The organism is Vibrio furnissii CIP 102972, assembly GCF_000176175.1.
In the GTDB taxonomy this organism is placed as follows: Bacteria; Pseudomonadota; Gammaproteobacteria; order Enterobacterales; family Vibrionaceae; genus Vibrio; species Vibrio furnissii.
Genome location: NZ_ACZP01000012.1, coordinates 247406 through 267795 on the forward strand (window position 1 = coordinate 247406; position 20390 = coordinate 267795).

The following is a 20390-nucleotide window of genomic DNA, read 5'->3' on the forward strand; positions in this document are numbered from 1 at the left end:
TCAGATCGCAAGTGTTTAGAAAAAGCTCAACTGTCGAATCTGCGCTTCGGGCTTTAGCATCACATTGAGGCCAAGCAGGCGAATTTCCCGTCCTTTCTGGCGTTTCAGCACTTCGGCCAACAAGGTTTTGAAATCTTCCAGTTCTAACTCGGGATGAATATGTTCAATCGTGGTTTGCTGAAAATCGGCAAATTTCACTTTAATCCCCTGTTTGATGATCGCACGTTCCGGCGAAGCGCGCGTTAAGCGTTCATCCAATTCAGGGTAAAGACGCTGCTCGATCACTTGCCAACATTCATCATAGGTGACGATGTTTTCGCTGAAAGTGCGTTCGACCCCGACCGATTTACGTTCGCGTTCCGTGATCACCTCTCGAGGATCAATGCCATGGCTTTTCTTCCACAACGATGCGCCCAAACGGCCAAAGCGGCGCAGTAGCTCGCGATAGTCGCTGTTTTTGATGTCTTCGCATACAAAGAACCCTGCTTGATTGAGCTTTTCGAGGCTGACTTTGCCAACACCAGGAATTTTCCCTAACGGTAATTTGTCGACCACGCCCTGCACTTCCTCGGGGGTAACCACATACATGCCATTGGGTTTATTGACATCAGAGGCCACCTTGGCGAGAAACTTGACCGGCGCCACACCGGCCGACGCGGTTAAATGCAGTTCATGCCAGATGTCGCGGCGAATCGCCTCTGCAATCAGTGTCGCACTGCCATGACACGCGGTCGCTTCGGTGACATCGAGAAAGGCTTCGTCCAGCGATAGCGGCTCAATGATGTCGGTGTAGCGCTGGAAAATAACGTGGATCTGACGTGATATAGATTTATAAACAGACATCCGGCCCGGCACAACCAGCAAGTTGGGGCACAATTTGATGGCTTGCGCGGTTGGCATGGCCGAATGAATCCCAAACTTGCGCGCCTCGTAGTTGCACGTGCTGAGCACGCCACGTTGTTTTTCATGTCCCCCAACCGCCAACGGTCGGTTGCGATATTCGGGATGATCGCGCATCTCTACGGCCGCATAAAAGCAGTCCATATCAATATGGATAATCTTTCTGATCGGCTCTGACATCGCTGCCACTCAACTACTGTTTAAAAAAACAGTATATAAGCGAATCGCGATTTTGCAAAGTCCTGCCGGACGAGGCTACTTGCGCAGCATGGCATCGAGCTGATCCACCAGCTCCGCCCAATCTGCATCGTCTTCAATCGCTTGACGCAGAAAACTCGCCTGCGCTTTGTTCCAAAAGCTGGCTTTATGCAGCGGGGTGGTGTCGCGATGATGACGATGGGATTGAATGAAGTGCTCAATATCGTGTGATGAACTGCCGAGTCCCAGCTGCTCAAATAACTCCGTCATCCCATGTTGATGAAGTTCCATGCTGCCTCCTGATGTCGCTACGCTCTTTTGAGTATAGCCCCTCAGCGTTCTCGTCACGTTCAATCTGACAGGAAAAAAAATAACCCAGCCGAAGCTGGGTTATGTCAATTCAAATGGGTGAGATTACGCGATGCGATCTTTTTCCCACGCAGCGAGACGTTCAGCACGTGCCGCTTCTCGCGCTTCACGTTTTTTACGTGCATCGCACGGTTCTGGGCAGTTGCACACTTTTTCAATGCCAACGGCACCTAAGCCGCCACAGCTGCCTTTGACCACTTTTTTCTGGAAGATATAACCGACTGCCATTGCAGCGATAACCACCAGAAATACACCGAAAGTAATCAGAAAAGTATTCATAATTCCAAGCTCACTCAGTTATTTATCGGTTGAGATAAGGCTTAAACGCACTTGATGCGATCTCTTTGAATCCGTCATCGGTTTTCACGATCATGAACACCGGAATATGATTCTGCTCCGCAATCTCAATCCCTTTTTCATCGCCCAAGACCATCAGGCCCGTTGCTAAGCCATCAGCCGTCATGCACGATTTATCCAGTACCGTTACCGATACTACACGGTTATGGATGGGACGCCCAGTCTGAGGGTTAATAATGTGCGAATAACGAACACCATCTCGCTCAAAGTAATTGCGGTAATCTCCCGAGGTAGCGATCGCCATGTCACCCGGTTCAATGATTTCCTGAATGCTACGCTCATCAACCGTGGGCTTCTCAACCGCAATACGCCAAGGCACGTTGTCGCGGTTCAGCCCCTTCAAACGAATCTCGCCGCCCACTTCCACCATGTAGTTGTGAATGCCTTGCGATTCGATGTAGTTCGCCACCACGTCCACACCCCATCCTTTTGCAATAGTCGATAAGTCGACGTACAGATGCGGCAGATCTTTGCTCAGTGAGTTACCATTAACGGTCAGGTGATGAATCCCTGTGTTGGCTTTACGATCCGCTAGCTCGGCATCGGTTGGCACCACTTCAGGACGCGCCTCAGGGCCAAAGCCCCATAGGTTGACCAACGGGCCGACGGTGACATCTAACGCGCCTTCAGTCAGTGTGCTCAAACGCATGGCTTCTTTCACCACCGTTGCGGTCTGAGTCGACACTTCAAATGCGTCAGTGCCCTGATATTGGTTGAAACGGCTCAGCTCTGAATCTTGACGGTAAGTCGACATCTGGTCGTTCACTTCTTCCAGCAAACGGTCGATCTCTTTGTGGAGATCGTCAGACGATGGCAAGCCATCTTGTTGAATGTATTTGATGTTGTAGCTCGTGCCCATGGTTGGGCCACTCAAATGCACTTGCTGTGGGGGTTGTTCACAACCGGCCAACAACAGTAAAGAAGCTAACGCAACAAGCCAAGTTCTCACTTGTTTACTCCTCAGACAATGGAAATAGATATAGGGAAATCCGAATCCTGACGGCTAAAAGGCTCCTCGCCCTATTTACCTATAGCTACTCTCACTTGAAAAAAAGAATGGCTGACTCGAATGAGCCAGCCATAGATTTAGCAAATTATCGTGGATTAACCACCGAAGTCATCCAGCAGGATGTTTTCGTCTTCAACACCGAGGTTATGAAGCATGTTGATAACCGATGCGTTCATGATCGGTGGACCACACATGTAGTATTCACAATCTTCTGGCGCGTCATGATCACGAAGGTAGTTTTCGTACACAACGTTGTGAATGAAGCCGGTGTAACCATCCCAGTTATCTTCTGGAAGCGGATCAGACAGTGCAACGTGCCATGTAAAGTTATCGTGCTCAGCTTGCAGCTGGTCGAAATCTTCCACATAGAACATTTCACGTGTTGAACGCGCACCGTACCAGAATGAGATCTTACGCTTAGAATCAAGACGTTTCAGTTGGTCGAAGATATGAGAACGCATTGGAGCCATACCAGCACCACCACCGATGAAGACCATTTCAGCATCAGTATCTTTCGCGAAGAACTCACCAAATGGACCAGAGATCGTACATTTATCACCTTCTTTAAGCGACCAAATGTATGAAGACATTTGACCCGGTGGTACGTCTGGGTTGTTTGGCGGCGGCGTCGCGATACGTACGTTCAGCATGATGATGCCAAATTCTTCTGGGTAGTTCGCCATCGAGTATGCACGAATGATTGGCTCATCCACTTTAGACTCGTAGCGGAACAGATTGAATTTGTCCCAATCTTCACGGAATTTTTCCGGAACGTCGAAATCAGCGTATTTCACATGGTGAGCTGGTGCTTCAATCTGAATGTAACCACCCGCACGGAACGGTACAGATTCACCATCAGGAATTTGCAGTTTCAGCTCTTTGATGAATGTCGCTTTGTTATCATTCGAGATAACGGTACATTCCCATTTCTTCACGCCGAAGATTTCTTCTGGAAGTTCAAGTTCCAGATCGTTCTTCACAGCAACCTGACAAGCCAGACGCTCACCTTCACGAGCTTCACCTTTAGTGATGTGATCAAGCTCAGTCGGTAGAATGTCGCCACCGCCAGATTTAATTTTTACGCGGCACTGACCACAAGAGCCACCACCACCACACGCAGACGATACGAATACACCAGCACCTGCTAGCGCAGTCAGTAGTTTACCGCCTGGCTGTGTGACGATCGCTTTCTCAGGATCGCCATTGATAGAGATTGTAATGTCACCTGTTGGTACCAGCTTAGATTTGGCAAACAAAATCACCAGCACTAGAACCAGTACAATCAGAGTAAACATCACTACACCAAGAATAATGTCCATTGACTATTCCTTTATTGTTGCGGTTTACCCGACTTACAGTTGAACACCAGAGAAAGACATAAAGCCAAGCGCCATCAAGCCTGCTGTGATAAAGGTAATACCTAGACCACGTAGACCCGGAGGTACGTCAGAGTACTTCATTTTCTCACGGATACCTGCAAGAGCGACGATAGCTAGCATCCAGCCCACACCTGAACCGAAACCATACACGATAGATTCAGCGAAGTTGTAGTCACGTTGTACCATGAACGATACACCACCGAAGATTGCACAGTTTACTGTGATCAGCGGTAGGAAGATGCCCAGCGCGTTGTACAGAGGTGGGAAGAAACGATCGAGGATCATTTCTAGAATCTGTACCAATGCCGCGATTACACCGATAAAGGTAATAAAGTTAAGAAAACTTAGGTCAACACCCGGAGCCATTGCATCGGGTTTCAGGATCAAGTTGTACACCAAGTTGTTCACTGGCACAGCAATTGTTAGTACAACAACGACCGCGATACCCAGACCAAATGATGTTTTAACTTTCTTTGAAACCGCTAGGAATGTACACATACCCAGGAAGAAAGACAGTGCCATGTTCTCGATGAAAATCGATTTAACCAGCAAACTAATATAATGTTCCATGACAACCTTACTCCTTCGCTTCTACTTGTTCAGGTTTGAACGTACGAATCGTCCAAATCATGAAACCGATTAAGAAGAATGCAGAAGGTGCTAGCAGCATCAGACCATTTGGCTGATACCAACCACCATTGCTGACAAGAGGCAGTACTTCCAATCCAAACAGTTTGCCGGAACCGAACAGTTCACGGAAGAAACCAACAGAAATCAGTACAAAACCATAGCCCAAACCGTTACCAATACCGTCGATGAACGATGGGATTGGTGCAGACTTCATCGCAAACGCTTCTGCACGGCCCATTACGATACAGTTCGTAATGATCAGACCTACGAATACAGACAGCTGTTTCGAGATGTCGTACAGGTACGCTTTCAGGATTTGGTCAACCACGATAACCAAAGATGCGATGATCGCCATCTGAACGATGATACGCACGCTGTTCGGAATGTGGTTACGGATCAGGGAAACGAAGAAGTTAGACAGTGCAGTAACGAACATTACTGCCAACGTCATTACAAACGCCGTTTCTAGTTTGGTGGTCACTGCAAGAGCAGAACAAACACCAAGAACTTGTAGCGCGATTGGGTTGTTGTCCAATACTGGCGCTAGCACGCTCTTTTTCAGATCTTTTGCGCTAGACATTAGTTCAGACCTCCGTCACGGACTTTAGTCAGGAATGGACCAAAGCCCATGTCACCCAACCAGAAGTCGAATGTGTGTTGAACGCCGTTACTGGTCAATGTTGCACCCGACAGAGCATCAACACCGTGTTCAGAACCTTGTGGCGCACCACCTTTCACGACCTTGATCGCTGGCTTGTGGTTTTCGTCGAACAATTTCTTGCCAACCCACTGAGCACGCCAACCTGGGTTCTCAACTTCGCCACCCAATCCCGGAGTTTCGCCTTGCTCGTAGTAAGTGATCCCTGAAACGGTGTTGCCGTCAGTTTCAACTGCTACGAAAGCGTACATCATAGACCACAGACCGTTACCGTGAACAGGCAGGATCACTTTAGACACTTTGTCGCCATCTTTTACTAGGTAAACGATGCCAGTGTTAGCACGACGAATGATTTTCGCAACGTCTGCATTCGCAGGAAGCTTGATAGAATCCGCAGGATCTTTTGCTTCTTTACGTTGGTCAAATGTTGCTGCATCACCTTCAACAAAGTCGCCGGTTTTGAAGTCAATCAGACGAGGTTCAATAAACTTGCGGTACAAGTCTTGAACGTCACCTTTCTGCGTGATACCTGCAACTTCAACAATCTTGCTTTGCTTATCTAGCACTGCATTTTGTTTTTGCTTATCACGCAGACCAACTGCCGCTGCCGATACGATGATTGAACAAACAAGGCTCAACCCGACAACAACAGCCAGCGTCTTTTTAATGCTGTCGTTATTACTTGCCATAGCGCGCTTGTCTCCGCTTGATGTTTTTCTCCACAACGATGTGGTCGAACAGAGGTGCAAATAGGTTAGCGAACAGAATCGCTAGCATCATGCCTTCTGGGTAAGCTGGGTTCACCACACGGATAAGAACACACATGATGCCAATCAGGATACCGTATGCCCATTTCGCTTTGTTGGTAAACGAAGCCGATACTGGGTCAGTCGCCATGAAGAACATACCGAATGCAAAACCACCCAGAACTAGGTGCCAGTGCCAAGGCATATTGAACATTGGGTTGGTGTCTGAACCGATCACGTTGAACAGAGTAGACAGCGCGATCATACCGATCATCACACCCGCGATGATGCGCCATGAAGCGATACCCATGTAAACGATGAATGCTGCACCAATCGCAAGCGCAAGCGTCGAAACTTCACCAATTGAACCTGGAATGTTACCGATGAATGCGTCCATCCAAGTGATGGCTTGACCAGTTGCCGCATTGACCAGTGCACCGTTACCGCCTTGTGCCCATTGGCTCAGAGCCGTTGCGCCAGAGAAACCATCCGCAGCAGTCCAAACCAGGTCACCCGAAATTTGAGCTGGATATGCGAAGAATAGGAAGGCACGGCCTGCCAAAGCAGGGTTAAGGAAGTTACGACCGGTACCACCGAAGACTTCTTTCGCAACCACAACACCGAAGGTAATACCCAGTGCTGCTTGCCAAAGTGGTAGCGTTGGCGGAACGATCAGTGCGAACAGAATCGAAGTCACAAAGAAACCTTCGTTCACTTCGTGTTTACGCACCATACAGAACAGCACTTCCCAGAAACCACCCACGATGAATACCGTGGCGTAGATCGGTAGGAAGTACGTCGCACCCAGAAGCATTTTGCTGCCCCAACCTGCGTCGGCGGCAAGAGTGCCACCCAGCATTTGAGTCAACCAGTAATGCCAGTTGCCACCAATGATTGCTGCAAGTTGATCGCCAGCATACATATGATTGAGTGCTGCAATTGCCTGACCACCAGCGTTGTACATACCCCAGAACATTGCTGGGAACACCGCTAGCCAAACCATGATCATGATGCGTTTTAGGTCAACGCTATCACGAACGTGTGAGCTTTTTTTGGTCACTAGACCTGGCGTGTAAAACAGAGTCGCTGCAGCTTCGTAAAGCGCAAACCATTTCTCGTGTTTACCACCCGGCTCAAAGTGATGCTCGATATCTTCAAGAAACTTTTTGAGGCCCATGAAAATTACCCTTCCTTCTCAATCTTGTCGAGGCATTCACGCAGTAACTGACCGTACTCGTATTTACCAGGACATACAAAGGTACACAGTGCGAGATCTTCTTCATCCAGTTCCAAAGCACCAAGGCTTTGAGCACTGTCTGAATCACCGGCACACAGATCACGAAGCAACAAGGTTGGCTCCATATCCAGAGGCATCACTTTTTCGTAGTTGCCAATCGGTACCATTGCGCGGTCACTACCGTTCGTTGTCGTGGTCATGTTGAACAATTGACCTTTGAACAGGTGACCTAGGAATGAGCGGGTTACCGAGAACTTGTTCTTACCAGGCAATGCCCAGCCAAGGAACTCTTTCTCGCGACCTTCACGTAATACAGAGACTTGCAGATGGTAACGACCCAAGTATGCATGTGGACCCGTTGCTTTTGTTCCTGACAGTACAGAGCCAGAAATCACGCGAACTTCGCCCGGCATAATTTCGTTGTTCGTCAGTTCATCTAGGCTGGCACCTAGTACTGTACGAATCAGACGAGGGTTGTTGACCACTGGACCTGCCAGAGATACAACGCGTTCGTTGTAAAGTTCACCCGTCAGGAATAACTGACCAACCGCAATCACGTCTTGGTAGTTGATGCTCCATGCCACTGTGTTTGCATTGACCGGGTAAAGGTAATGCATGTGAGTGCCAGGAAGGCCTGCAGGGTGTGGGCCGTCAAAGACATGCTCTTCTACGTTTGACTGAGAAGAACGTGGCAGACTGGTACCTTTTTTACAAACGTACACTTTGCCTTCAGTCAGAGCAGACAACACATCCAAGCCAGCAACGAAGGCTTCAGATTGCTCGTTGATGATCACAGTCGGCTCCGCCGCCAATGGATTGGTGTCCATTGCCGTTACGAAAATAGCCTGTGTGGTTGAATCAACAGCTGGAACCTTGCTGAACGGACGAGTACGCAGCGATGTCCAAAGACCAGATTCAACCAATTGAGTTTTCACCGCTTCACGGTCAAGACTCGCTAGCTGATTGGCTTCGTACTTGTTGAACGTCACCTGGTCATCACCTGCCACTTCAATCACAACGGATTGAAGAACACGTTTTGCACCACGGTTCACTTCAACAACTTTACCGCTGACTGGAGAAGTAAATAGAACGCCTTTGTTCTTCTTGTCTTCAAAAAGAACTTGAGCTTTTTTTACTTCGTCACCTACGCGAACATGCATTGTAGGACGCATGCCGACGTACTCTTCGCCAAGCAAGGCGACTTTTTTGATGGCTTTGCCATCATTAATCACCTGGGAAGGAGTTCCTGCGATAGGAAGGTCCAAACCCTTTTTTATTGTAATCATACGCACTTGCACTACTTTTTTATCGGGAAAAAGATTCTTTCATTGCGTAAATTCGAGACGCACTAAACTCTGCTGGCTCATGCGAAAACCGAAGCCACAACAGAGTTTAACTATCTCTAGACACGACATTTTCAGTGCCCGCTTTTGGCTGTTTGAAACGCCAAAACCGCAACATCCTTTTAAAAATCTCATCACATATATGAAGTGAGATTTATCAGGTGCGATAGTCTAGCATCTTTTGGGAACTTGATGCCATGACCAATCCCCTGATTGACCGCTTTATTTAGGAAGAAATGAAGATACAGGCCAAAGTATTAACCATAAATTTGATGCATCGCACACTTAGTTAAGGCCCATGAATATGAGTCTTAACTCACAGATTAATTGATTAAAACAATAGCTCAACTCGCTTTCATTTCCTCCATTTGTTGAAACGGTGTTAAATATTTGCGTAAAACTTCAGCATTTTAACGCTATTTTTGCAGCAATGTTGAATTAGTGACCACCACCGAGACACATCGGGCTATCGGGGGCACCACTCTCCAGTTCATGCCATTCTTGTGGCGTATAGGTGTGAATCGCCAAAGCATGAATGTGGTTGGATAACTCTTCCATCAGCGCCTGATTCACCAATCGATGACGAGCAATCAAACGTTGTCCGACAAAGCGTTCGCTCACAACAATGACCTTGAAATGACTCTCTGAGCCAGGGGCAACGTTGTGCATATAACTCTCGTTGATGACTTTAAGATAGTCAGGTTGAAAAGCGTTGTGCAATTTGGTTTCAATCACTTCTTGAAGCATAGGGTTTCCTTGTCAAACGACAATGAGTGAACAACTTGATTTAGGAGATGGCATTAGTGTACTCGCGCCGTTCTGGAAGCGAAAGGTTTTGGTTTCATGATCCACGCCCATTTGAGACAATAGCCAAGTTGATGATTTAATTTTATTCCAAATATGAAAACTGAGCTTGCGCTTCACGATCGAACACTCACGCTGCATCGCTACCCAATACGCAGCAACGAAACACTACAGGCCTGGGATGCTGGTGATGAATACCTGATGAATCATCTCGCCGAACAGCACTTGCCAGCGGGTCGTCATATTCTCATTCTGAATGACTCTTTTGGCGCTCTGAGTTGCTGGTTCTCGCATCAGTATCGCGTCACCATGATGAGTGACTCCTTCATTGCCCATCAAGCCACCACACGAAACTTAGAACAGAATCATTGCCCAGCGGTGACATTACTACGGACTTTCGATGCTATACCTGAAGACGTGGATCTGGTGTTGATGCAAATTCCTCGTAACAACCGTCACTTGGTTTGGCAATTGAGTCAATTGCGTCAACATATCTCAGCCGATTGCCCAGTTATCGCCGTCAACAAAGCCAAAGAGATCCACAGTTCGACGCTGAAGTTGTTTGAGAAGTATTTGGGACACACCACCACATCGTTGGCTTGGAAAAAACACCGCTTGGTATTCAGTCAACCCGACAGTTCACAGTCCGACGTTGTCTCCTCCGATACACGCTGGCACGTTGACGGTACATCGATTGAACTGAACAACCTACCGAATGTCTATTCTGGCGAAAGCCTCGACCAAGGTACGCGATTTTTGTTGCCTCACTTACCAAGCGATACCACGTTGAATCACGTGATCGATTTAGGTTGTGGCAATGGTGTGTTGTCGGTTCGTATGGGCCAGCTCAACCCACAGGTGAATATCACTTGTGTGGATGAGAGCTTTATGGCAGTCGAATCTGCGCGTCAGAACCTCGTGACCAACTTAGGTCAAGAGAGAAATATCGCATGCATCGCCAATAACTGTTTGGATGGTTTTGAAGCGGCCCACACAGATATGGTGGTGTGTAATCCTCCTTTCCATCAGCAGCAAGCCATCACGGACCACATTGCGTGGCAAATGTTCTGTGATTCAAAGCATGTTCTTCGCAAGGGAGGGAAATTATTGGTGATCGGTAATCGCCACCTCGGCTACGATGTAAAACTAACGAGGTTATTTGGCCGTTCTCAAGTAAAGACTGTCGCTAGTAATCAGAAATTTGTTATCTTACAAGCTATTAAGCAATAAGCATTTTACAACATGCTCACCCAACGAAAGGAATTGACCATGAAGAAACTGGTTCTCGCGGCTTCTATCGCACTGTTGACTGCCTGTGCCGCGCCTCAGCAGCAACAAATTAACTTTATGCCTCAGCCTGTGCTGAGCAAAAGCGATATCGTGAAAGGCAGTACATTTACCTTTGTCAGCAAAGACGTTCGCTCAGCGCAGTATGTCGCGCTGGTTGACAGTGGTCGCAATAATATCGAACCTGTGCATGCGAAACAGAACGTACGTATTGCGCTGGAAAATGCGTTGTCTGAACAGTTTGGCTCGCAAGGTTTCCGTCTCACCGTGAACAGTGAAAACACGCTGACACTCGAAGTTCAGGAAGCCTTGGTGAATGTAAAACATTCTGTGTTTGAAAACGAAATGGACGCGAAAGTTACTCTGGAACTGACGGCTGAAACGCCTAAAGGTAAACTGGTGAAAAGCTACAACGGCAGCGCGAAACGCACGGCGCCATTGAGTGCTTCTGATGAAGACATCGAAATGGTGCTCAATGACGTGGTGAACTTGGTGCTTAAAGAGATCGCCAACGATTCTGAACTGCAAACTTACATGAAGGATCGCTTCCATGACTAAGGTCTGGCTGACCGCTCTAGCGCTGCTCAGTACCAGTGTTTGGGCGGGTCCCAAAGTGGAATTTGATACCACCCTAGGCTCTTTTACCGTCGAACTGAACGATGAACAAGCCCCGATCAGCAGCGCAAACTTCCTGAAATATGTGGAAGATGGCAGCTATGTCGGCAGCCAGTTCCATCGTGTGATTCCTGGTTTTATGGCGCAAGGGGGTGGTTTCGACAAAAACATGAATCAACTTCACACCTACGCACCGATTAAAAATGAAGCCAGTAATGGTTTGAAAAACGACACAGCGACCATCGCCATGGCGCGAACGGCGAACCCAAATTCGGCCACTCGCCAGTTTTTTATCAACTTAGTCGATAACGATTTCTTGAACAACGACCAACGTCCACCCGGTTATGCGGTGTTTGGTCAAGTGATTCAAGGTTTCGATGTGATTCAGCAAATGGCCAAACAGCCAACACACACGCTGGGCCGCATGGGCGATGTGCCTGTCACTCCTATCGTGATCACCAAAGCAACTCTCATCAAGTAATCTAGTTCGAGCTCTGGCATTCGTCAGGGCTCGCTCCCGAAGGAATAATTCCATGCCGAACGACCAAGTGCAAACCTGGAAAGAGACCGTGCTCAGCTATTTTGACCGCCGCTTACTGTGGGTGTTTATGTTGGGCTGTTCCAGTGGTTTTCCTTGGGTATTGATTGGCTCCAATATGTCCGGTTGGCTCAAAGATGCCGGATTAACCCTGTCTGCAATTGGTTATTTTGGCAGTGTATTTTCGGTCTATGCGATTAACTTTCTATGGGCGCCCTTAGTGGACCGCGTGAAGTTGCCGCTACTCACCCCGTTAATGGGTCAGCGCCGCAGTTGGATTTTCCTTTGCCAAGCGATTGTGCTGGTTTGCACGTTGCTCATCGCTGGCGTCAACCCAGCCAACAACTTGATGGTGACCTCAATGTTAGCGCTCGGTATCGCGATCGCTTCAGCAACGCAAGACATCGCCATTGACGCCTTTCGTATCGACTCATTCCCCAAGTCCGAACCATCGAAACTGCCACAAGCATCTGCCATGGCAGTGATTGGTTGGTGGACCGGTTATTCGCTACCGGGCTACTTGGCTTTTATCAATGCCGATACCATCGGTTGGAATAACGTCTATTACGGCATGGCGGCGATTGTGCTGCTTTTAATGGGCTTTACGTTATGGGTTGGCGAGCCGTCAACTCAACGTGAGACATTGCAAAAACAAGCCGAAGCGCGTCATGAGCATTATGTACATTCGCGCTTGATGCGCTGGCTCAGCGTCACCCTGTTTGAACCGTTTCTCGATTTCTTTCGTCGTAACGGAACGCAAGTCGCCCTGACGTTGCTGCTGTTTGTCTTTCTATTTAAAATCGGCGAGGCATTTCTTGGCCGTATGTCGATTGCATTTTATAAAGAAGTGGGCTTTAGCAACGAACAGATTGGCTATTACTCCAAATTAATCGGTTGGGGAATGACCATGCTGTTTACCTTTGTCGGCAGCATGTTCAACGTCCGCTTTGGTATTGTTCGCGGTTTGATGATAGGCGGCGTCGCGATGTCGGCTAGTAACTTGATGTTTTCATGGATTGCTCAAGTCGGCCCCAATGAGCACTTGTTGTTGGCGACGATTCTTGTCGACAACTTCACCACTGCCTTCTCTACCGTCGCCTTTGTCTCTTTCCTGACGGTCGTCACAGGCCAAGCGTTTTCCGCCACACAATATGCCTTACTGGCCTCACTCGGCAACTTTGGGCGAACCGTCTTGGCCTCCTTTAGTGGCAACTTAGCCGAGTATTTGGATAACTGGTCACTCTTCTTTATTTTGACCGCCGTGATGGTGATTCCAAGCCTCATCATGCTCTATTCATTGCGGCACTATTTCACCGACATGCTTCAGCGAGCCCATCAGAAGCATGATGAAGAAATGGCATCACTCAAACAAAGCGAATAAAAAAACCGCCGAAAGGCGGTTTTTTTCAAGGTTCACTGTTATTTCTTCGCTAGGCCTTTGCCATTCAAGTACCCCATCATAAATGGGCGAGATTCTTGGCTCAGTTTAGCGGTGATTTGCTCAGACCAGCCTTGCTGTTTGGCATTGCTGGAGCGACTCTGATAATAGTCCATCATGGTTTGATCGTATTGATCGATCAGGGTTAAATCCAGCGGTTGGTAGTGGTTCTCATGCACAATCACTTGAGGGCTTAAACGTGGTTTCAGTTGCGGATCCTGATCCGGATGACCTAAACACATGCCGAACAAAATGGCTGTATATGGTGGAAGCCCCAGCAACGTGTCCACTTCGTTCGGTGAGTTGCGTAAACCACCAATATACACACCGCCCAGCCCCAAAGACTCAGCGGCCAGTAAACAGTTTTGCGCCATAATTCCCGAATCCACGGCACCGATCAGCGTCAATTCCATGAACTCTGGCTTCACGTTGGGGTTCATTGCATAGTGACGTTGATAATCGATACAGAACACCAAAAATTCCGCAGCACTCTCGACGTATGCTTGATTGCCCGCCAACTTGGCTAATTCAGCCCGCTTTTGCTTGTCAGTGACGCGAATGATCGAGACTACTTGTAGCAAACTCGATGACGATGCCGAGATCCCTGATGCAATGATCGTTTCTAATTGCTCTGGCGTGATCGGTGTTTCTTTAAAGGCTCGAATAGAGCGATGTCCTTGAATGGTGTCGATGACGCTGTTCATTCACACTTCCTTTGACTTAATAATGTTCGCCGTTATCGTAATACTCGTTTGGTTTCAGTGCGGTAAAGATGACAGCAACGTTCACGTCTTCACCCAACACCTCTCGAACCTGACGCGTAATGATGGCAGCAACGTGATCTTGAGTCTCCTGACCGCGGTCAAACCATAACACTTCCACAAATGGGTACGCTGGAGAGACTTCGCCCTCAAAGAAAAACGTGGTGTAAATGTACTCGAACGTGAAATCCTCACGAGGTGATTTCATTAAGGGTTGTAGTTCGTCAGTGAGACTTTTTGATAAAACTTGTACGGTCTGCGGCTCAACCGCACGTAAACGAAAATGTGGCATAACGTGACTTCCTCTTTTTCCAAGCATCATAACAGCTTAAAAAAAGAGGTTCGACCTTACGGCCCTCAATTTGTTACTTCATTCATGAGGACCGCCCTCATCTACATCAGATGAGAATCAAAGAACATCAGCGTTTTCCCCCACGCCGATTCCGCTGCCTCTTCGTTATAACGCCCTGTAGAATCGTTATGGAATCCGTGATTCACGCCGGGATAGATCACGGCCTCAAAAGGTACTTTGTTCGCGAGCAGGGCCTTTTCATAATCCGGCCAAGTCGCATTGACCCGCTGATCCAGTTCAGCAAAGTGAATGAGTAATGGGCCTTTAACCTGATGACGCAAATTCTCCGCTGCCGGTGTTCCATAAAATGGCACGCCTGCATCCAACTGCTCGGGAATCGTTGCTGCCAGCATATTGACGATGTAACCACCAAAGCAAAAACCAACTGCGCCAAGTTTTCCAGAACATTGAGTATGGGACTTCAGAAACAGTGCCGCAGCAATGAAATCTTCTTCAATCTTGGCTTTATCCATACTGCTCTGCAACGCGCGTCCTTCATCATCATTGCCCGGATACCCACCTAATGGATACAACGCATCTGGCGCAAACGCGATAAATCCGTTCATCGCCAAGCGTCTGGCGACATCTTCAATGTAAGGATTTAACCCTCGGTTTTCGTGCACCACCAACACGGCTGGGAGTTTCCCTTGCACTTGCGTTGGCACGACCAAATAACCTCGTCCTTTACCGTGCCCTTTGGGGGAATCAAACTCGACATACGTGGCTTTGATTTTTGGATCATTGAACGACACTTGCTCTGCAAATGCATAATTGGGGAGCAGCGCAGACGTCAACACCGACATCGTAAAACCGACCGCAACTAAGCTGGACAACCGCTTCATAAATTCGCGTCGGTCTATCACCCCGTGAGCATATTCGTCATACCAATCAAACGCTTCTTGAGGAATTTCTCGTGCTTGCCGCTCCAACGACTGATCTATTTGTGTTTGCATAACCCTATCCTTGTGTTCAGCAACGAATGTGCTTTGGTCACAAAAAGCTTAGGCGATCACAGATAAGTTGCATGCTTGAACGACGAAGAATTCGTCACGATTTCTATCAGAACGGTGGAAATAAGAATTGCAGATAAATAAAAAGCCTCAGTCTTTCGACTGAGGCTTAGAATAGATGGCAGGGGTGGAGAGATTCGAACTCCCAACACGCGGATTTGGAATCCGCTGCTCTGCCAATTGGAGCTACACCCCTGTTGTTCGTGTTTTATGAGACGACTCTCGAAATAAGTGGCGGAGCGGACGGGACTCGAACCCGCGACCCCCGGCGTGACAGGCCGGTATTCTAACCAACTGAACTACCGCTCCGCACTGGTTAGACTCAAGAGTCTAAATTTAAAGCCTGGCGATGTTCTACTCTCACATGGGGAGACCCCACACTACCATCGACGCTGTTTCGTTTCACTTCTGAGTTCGGAATGGAATCAGGTGGGTCCAAAACGCTATGGTCGCCAAGCAAATTCTTAAAATTCGGAAAGCTGTTTTCGTTCTCTCAACACATTCTTATGCGCTTAGCTTTGAGTCCAATACAAAACCCCTTGGGTGTTGTATGGTTAAGCCTCACGGGCAATTAGTACAGGTTAGCTCAACGCCTCACAACGCTTACACACCCTGCCTATCAACGTTCTAGTCTCGAACAACCCTTTAGGATACTTAAAGTATCAGGGAAGACTCATCTCAGGGCTCGCTTCCCGCTTAGATGCTTTCAGCGGTTATCGATTCCGAACTTAGCTACCGGGCAATGCGTCTGGCGACACAACCCGAACACCAGAGGTTCGTCCACTCCGGTCCTCTCGTACTAGGAGCAGCCCCCTTCAATCTTCCAACGCCCACGGCAGATAGGGACCGAACTGTCTCACGACGTTCTAAACCCAGCTCGCGTACCACTTTAAATGGCGAACAGCCATACCCTTGGGACCGACTTCAGCCCCAGGATGTGATGAGCCGACATCGAGGTGCCAAACACCGCCGTCGATATGAACTCTTGGGCGGTATCAGCCTGTTATCCCCGGAGTACCTTTTATCCGTTGAGCGATGGCCCTTCCATTCAGAACCACCGGATCACTATGACCTGCTTTCGCACCTGCTCGAACCGTCATTCTCGCAGTTAAGCGGGCTTATGCCATTGCACTAACCTCACGATGTCCAACCGTGATTAGCCCACCTTCGTGCTCCTCCGTTACTCTTTGGGAGGAGACCGCCCCAGTCAAACTACCCACCAGGCACTGTCCTCAACCCGGATAACGGGTCTAAGTTAGAACATCAAACATACAAGGGTGGTATTTCAAGGTCGGCTCCAACGCAACTGGCGTCACGTCTTCAAAGCCTCCCACCTATCCTACACATGTAGGTTCAATGTTCAGTGCCAAGCTGTAGTAAAGGTTCACGGGGTCTTTCCGTCTAGCCGCGGGTACACTGCATCTTCACAGCGATTTCAATTTCACTGAGTCTCGGGTGGAGACAGCGTGGCCATCATTACGCCATTCGTGCAGGTCGGAACTTACCCGACAAGGAATTTCGCTACCTTAGGACCGTTATAGTTACGGCCGCCGTTTACCGGGGCTTCGATCAAGAGCTTCGACCGAAGTCTAACCCCATCAATTAACCTTCCGGCACCGGGCAGGCGTCACACCGTATACGTCATCTTACGATTTTGCACAGTGCTGTGTTTTTAATAAACAGTTGCAGCCACCTGGTATCTGCGACTCTCATCAGCTCCATCCGCAAGGGACTTCACCATCAAGAGCGTACCTTCTCCCGAAGTTACGGTACCATTTTGCCTAGTTCCTTCACCCGAGTTCTCTCAAGCGCCTTGGTATTCTCTACCCGACCACCTGTGTCGGTTTGGGGTACGATTCCTTACAATCTGAAGCTTAGAGGCTTTTCCTGGAAGCATGGCATCAATGACTTCACACCCGTAGGTGCTCGACGTCGTGTCTCAGCCTTAAAGAGAGCCGGATTTACCTAACTCTCAAGCCTACGCACTTGAACCTGGACAACCGTCGCCAGGCCCACCTAGCCTTCTCCGTCCCCCCATCGCAATTGTAAGAAGTACGGGAATATTAACCCGTTTCCCATCGACTACGCTTTTCAGCCTCGCCTTAGGGGTCGACTTACCCTGCCCCGATTAACGTTGGACAGGAACCCTTGGTCTTCCGGCGGGGAGGTTTTTCACCCCCCTTGTCGTTACTCATGTCAGCATTCGCACTTCTGATACCTCCAGCATGCTTTACAACACACCTTCAACGGCTTACAGAACGCTCCCCTACCCAATACGATAAATCGCATTGCCGCAGCTTCGGTTTACAGCTTAGCCCCGTTACATCTTCCGCGCAGGCCGACTCGACTAGTGAGCTATTACGCTTTCTTTAAATGATGGCTGCTTCTAAGCCAACATCCTAGCTGTCTGAGCCTTCCCACATCGTTTCCCACTTAGCTGTAATTTGGGACCTTAGCTGGCGGTCTGGGTTGTTTCCCTCTCCACGACGGACGTTAGCACCCGCCGTGTGTCTCCCGGATATTACTTACTGGTATTCGGAGTTTGTAAAGGGTTGGTAAGTCGGGATGACCCCCTAGCCTTAACAGTGCTCTACCCCCAGTAGTATTCGTCCGAGGCGCTACCTAAATAGCTTTCGGGGAGAACCAGCTATCTCCGAGTTTGATTGGCCTTTCACCCCTAGCCACAAGTCATCCGCTAATTTTTCAACATTAGTCGGTTCGGTCCTCCAGTTGATGTTACTCAACCTTCAACCTGCCCATGGCTAGATCACCCGGTTTCGGGTCTATATCCAGAGACTGAACGCCCAGTTAAGACTCGGTTTCCCTACGGCTCCCCTATATGGTTAACCTTGCCACTGAATATAAGTCGCTGACCCATTATACAAAAGGTACGCAGTCACCCCACGAAGAGGCTCCTACTGCTTGTACGTACACGGTTTCAGGTTCTATTTCACTCCCCTCACAGGGGTTCTTTTCGCCTTTCCCTCACGGTACTGGTTCACTATCGGTCAGTCAGGAGTATTTAGCCTTGGAGGATGGTCCCCCCATATTCAGACAGGATAACACGTGTCCCGCCCTACTCGATTTCACTGAACATGCGCTGTCGGCTACGGGGCTATCACCCTGTTTCGCGGTCCTTTCCAGAACCTTCACCTGACGCATGTAAAGCTTAAGGGCTAATCCAATTTCGCTCGCCGCTACTATCGGAATCTCGGTTGATTTCTTCTCCTCGGGGTACTTAGATGTTTCAGTTCCCCCGGTTCGCCCTGTTAACCTATGTATTCAGTTAACAGTAACTGCTTATGCAGTTGGGTTTCCCCATTCGGAAATCTCAGACTCAAGTGGCTGTTACTGCCTAATCTGAGCTTATCGCAAGTTACTACGTCCTTCATCGCCTCTGACTGCCAAGGCATCCACCGTGTACGCTTAGTCACTTAACCATACAACCCGAAGGAGTTTCGGGTTGTTGTTAAACAACCTAGGTGTCACACATTTAATTTACATGAGTGTGTGACTGATTTTGCCGGACTCAATTTGAAGACTTACTGAAACAGTAAGCTTCGATACCAAGCACACTTGAATGTGTTTGTTGGTGTATTCCATTTAGGAATACATTGAGAACTTTACAAACAACAATAAATTGTTGTTTTGTCAGCTTTCCAAATTGTTAAAGAGCAAGATTCGTATCTCTTTCGAGATGAACCATTTCTAAGAACACTTAAGTAAATGTGCTTAAAGATGGTGGAGCTAAGCGGGATCGAACCGCTGACCTCCTGCATGCCATGCAGGCGCTCTCCCAGCTGAGCTATAGCCCCACGAATCTCTTAAACTAAACCGTATCAATCTGTGTGAACACTCATCGCAATAATCATTCGTATAAGGAGGTGATCCAGCGCCAGGTTCCCCTAGCGCTACCTTGTTACGACTTCACCCCAGTCATGAACCACAAAGTGGCAAGCGTCCTCCCGAAGGTTAAACTACCTGCTTCTTTTGCAGCCCACTCCCATGGTGTGACGGGCGGTGTGTACAAGGCCCGGGAACGTATTCACCGTGGCATTCTGATCCACGATTACTAGCGATTCCGACTTCATGGAGTCGAGTTGCAGACTCCAATCCGGACTACGACGCACTTTTTGGGATTCGCTCACTTTCGCAAGTTGGCTGCCCTCTGTATGCGCCATTGTAGCACGTGTGTAGCCCTACTCGTAAGGGCCATGATGACTTGACGTCGTCCCCACCTTCCTCCGGTTTATCACCGGCAGTCTCCCTGGAGTTCCCGACATTACTCGCTGGCAAACAAGGATAAGGGTTGCGCTCGTTGCGGGACTTAACCCAACATTTCACAACACGAGCTGACGACAGCCATGCAGCACCTGTCTCAGAGTTCCCGAAGGCACCAAAGCATCTCTGCTAAGTTCTCTGGATGTCAAGAGTAGGTAAGGTTCTTCGCGTTGCATCGAATTAAACCACATGCTCCACCGCTTGTGCGGGCCCCCGTCAATTCATTTGAGTTTTAATCTTGCGACCGTACTCCCCAGGCGGTCTACTTAACGCGTTAGCTCCGAAAGCCACGGCTCAAGGCCACAACCTCCAAGTAGACATCGTTTACGGCGTGGACTACCAGGGTATCTAATCCTGTTTGCTCCCCACGCTTTCGCATCTGAGTGTCAGTATCTGTCCAGGGGGCCGCCTTCGCCACCGGTATTCCTTCAGATCTGGACGGGCCCGCCGGCGAGCTCGGGATATCACTCAGCATAAT

Annotated in this window: 18 protein-coding genes, 3 tRNA genes and 3 rRNA genes; 4 read left to right on the forward strand and 20 right to left on the reverse strand. The window is 48.7% G+C overall.

Going from position 1 to position 20390, the window contains the following annotated elements; all coding sequences use genetic code 11:
• Positions 1-15: 15 nt before the first annotated feature.
• The 11 genes from dinB to bolA form a co-directional block, all read right to left on the reverse strand.
• The gene (gene dinB, locus VFA_RS03955) at positions 16-1080 is read right to left on the reverse strand and encodes a DNA polymerase IV (protein WP_004724956.1); all 1065 of its coding nucleotides are present in this window, start codon (positions 1078-1080) and stop codon (positions 16-18) included.
• 75 nt (positions 1081-1155) lie between these two features.
• Positions 1156-1389, reverse strand: a complete 234-nt coding sequence (locus tag VFA_RS03960) for a DUF2789 domain-containing protein (RefSeq protein ID WP_004724957.1) — start codon at positions 1387-1389, stop codon at positions 1156-1158.
• Positions 1390-1512: 123 nt separating this feature from the next.
• Positions 1513-1746 carry a (Na+)-NQR maturation NqrM gene (gene nqrM, locus VFA_RS03965; RefSeq protein ID WP_004724959.1) on the reverse strand — a complete coding sequence of 78 codons (234 nt, stop codon included), beginning with the start codon at positions 1744-1746 and terminating at the stop codon, positions 1513-1515.
• A 22-nt stretch (positions 1747-1768) separates the two neighbouring features.
• Positions 1769-2773 carry an FAD:protein FMN transferase gene (locus VFA_RS03970; RefSeq protein ID WP_004724961.1) on the reverse strand — a complete coding sequence of 335 codons (1005 nt, stop codon included), beginning with the start codon at positions 2771-2773 and terminating at the stop codon, positions 1769-1771.
• Between the two features lie 155 nt (positions 2774-2928).
• A complete protein-coding gene (nqrF, locus tag VFA_RS03975) occupies positions 2929-4152 on the reverse strand; it encodes an NADH:ubiquinone reductase (Na(+)-transporting) subunit F (RefSeq protein ID WP_004724962.1) in 1224 nt (407 codons plus the stop codon).
• A gap of 33 nt (positions 4153-4185) precedes the next feature.
• Positions 4186-4782 (reverse strand): NADH:ubiquinone reductase (Na(+)-transporting) subunit E, encoded by a 597-nt coding sequence (gene nqrE, locus VFA_RS03980; RefSeq protein WP_004724963.1) that lies wholly within the window; start codon positions 4780-4782, stop codon positions 4186-4188.
• 7 nt (positions 4783-4789) lie between these two features.
• Positions 4790-5422: an NADH:ubiquinone reductase (Na(+)-transporting) subunit D gene (locus VFA_RS03985; protein WP_004724965.1), complete on the reverse strand. Its 633-nt coding sequence runs from the start codon at positions 5420-5422 to the stop codon at positions 4790-4792.
• On the reverse strand, positions 5422-6189 hold the full coding sequence (locus tag VFA_RS03990) for a Na(+)-translocating NADH-quinone reductase subunit C (RefSeq protein ID WP_004724967.1): 768 nt from the start codon (positions 6187-6189) through the stop codon (positions 5422-5424). Before VFA_RS03990 ends, VFA_RS03985 begins: the two co-directional genes overlap by 1 nt.
• Positions 6179-7423, reverse strand: coding sequence for an NADH:ubiquinone reductase (Na(+)-transporting) subunit B (locus tag VFA_RS03995; RefSeq protein WP_004724969.1), 1245 nt, complete (start codon positions 7421-7423; stop codon positions 6179-6181). The genes VFA_RS03990 and VFA_RS03995 overlap by 11 nt, the downstream gene beginning before the upstream one ends.
• Before the next feature lie 5 nt (positions 7424-7428).
• Positions 7429-8769: a Na(+)-translocating NADH-quinone reductase subunit A gene (locus VFA_RS04000; protein WP_081454213.1), complete on the reverse strand. Its 1341-nt coding sequence runs from the start codon at positions 8767-8769 to the stop codon at positions 7429-7431.
• A gap of 495 nt (positions 8770-9264) precedes the next feature.
• Positions 9265-9573 carry a transcriptional regulator BolA gene (gene bolA, locus VFA_RS04005; RefSeq protein WP_004724973.1) on the reverse strand — a complete coding sequence of 103 codons (309 nt, stop codon included), beginning with the start codon at positions 9571-9573 and terminating at the stop codon, positions 9265-9267.
• Positions 9574-9726: 153 nt separating this feature from the next.
• On the opposite strand from bolA, the gene VFA_RS04010 reads away from it, so the two are divergent.
• The 4 genes from VFA_RS04010 to VFA_RS04025 are packed head-to-tail and all read left to right on the forward strand — an operon-like array spanning position 9727 to position 13451.
• Entirely contained in the window at positions 9727-10860 is a 1134-nt protein-coding gene (locus VFA_RS04010) for a methyltransferase (RefSeq protein WP_038150869.1), read from the forward strand.
• Between the two features lie 39 nt (positions 10861-10899).
• On the forward strand, positions 10900-11475 hold the full coding sequence (locus VFA_RS04015) for a YajG family lipoprotein (RefSeq protein WP_004724983.1): 576 nt from the start codon (positions 10900-10902) through the stop codon (positions 11473-11475).
• On the forward strand, positions 11468-12013 hold the full coding sequence (locus VFA_RS04020) for a peptidylprolyl isomerase (RefSeq protein ID WP_004724984.1): 546 nt from the start codon (positions 11468-11470) through the stop codon (positions 12011-12013). Before VFA_RS04015 ends, VFA_RS04020 begins: the two co-directional genes overlap by 8 nt.
• Positions 12014-12065: 52 nt before the next feature.
• Positions 12066-13451, forward strand: coding sequence for an AmpG family muropeptide MFS transporter (locus VFA_RS04025; protein WP_004724986.1), 1386 nt, complete (start codon positions 12066-12068; stop codon positions 13449-13451).
• Between the two features lie 38 nt (positions 13452-13489).
• Here VFA_RS04025 and nfsA read toward each other — a convergent pair whose 3' ends face one another.
• The 9 genes from nfsA to VFA_RS23870 form a co-directional block, all read right to left on the reverse strand.
• Positions 13490-14212, reverse strand: a complete 723-nt coding sequence (nfsA, locus tag VFA_RS04030) for an oxygen-insensitive NADPH nitroreductase (protein WP_004724988.1) — start codon at positions 14210-14212, stop codon at positions 13490-13492.
• Between the two features lie 16 nt (positions 14213-14228).
• Entirely contained in the window at positions 14229-14561 is a 333-nt protein-coding gene (locus tag VFA_RS04035) for a DUF1904 domain-containing protein (RefSeq protein WP_004724990.1), read from the reverse strand.
• A 101-nt stretch (positions 14562-14662) separates the two neighbouring features.
• Positions 14663-15574: a dienelactone hydrolase family protein gene (locus VFA_RS04040; protein WP_004724992.1), complete on the reverse strand. Its 912-nt coding sequence runs from the start codon at positions 15572-15574 to the stop codon at positions 14663-14665.
• A gap of 176 nt (positions 15575-15750) precedes the next feature.
• A tRNA-Trp gene (locus tag VFA_RS04045) sits at positions 15751-15827 on the reverse strand.
• Between the two features lie 36 nt (positions 15828-15863).
• Positions 15864-15940: transfer RNA gene (locus VFA_RS04050), tRNA-Asp, on the reverse strand.
• A gap of 32 nt (positions 15941-15972) precedes the next feature.
• Positions 15973-16088: ribosomal RNA gene (gene rrf / locus VFA_RS04055) — 5S ribosomal RNA — on the reverse strand.
• Positions 16089-16181: 93 nt separating this feature from the next.
• Positions 16182-19071 (reverse strand): 23S ribosomal RNA (locus tag VFA_RS04060).
• A 299-nt stretch (positions 19072-19370) separates the two neighbouring features.
• Positions 19371-19446, reverse strand: a tRNA-Ala gene (locus tag VFA_RS04065).
• Positions 19447-19508: 62 nt separating this feature from the next.
• Positions 19509-20390 (reverse strand): 16S ribosomal RNA (locus VFA_RS23870); the annotation flags it as partial.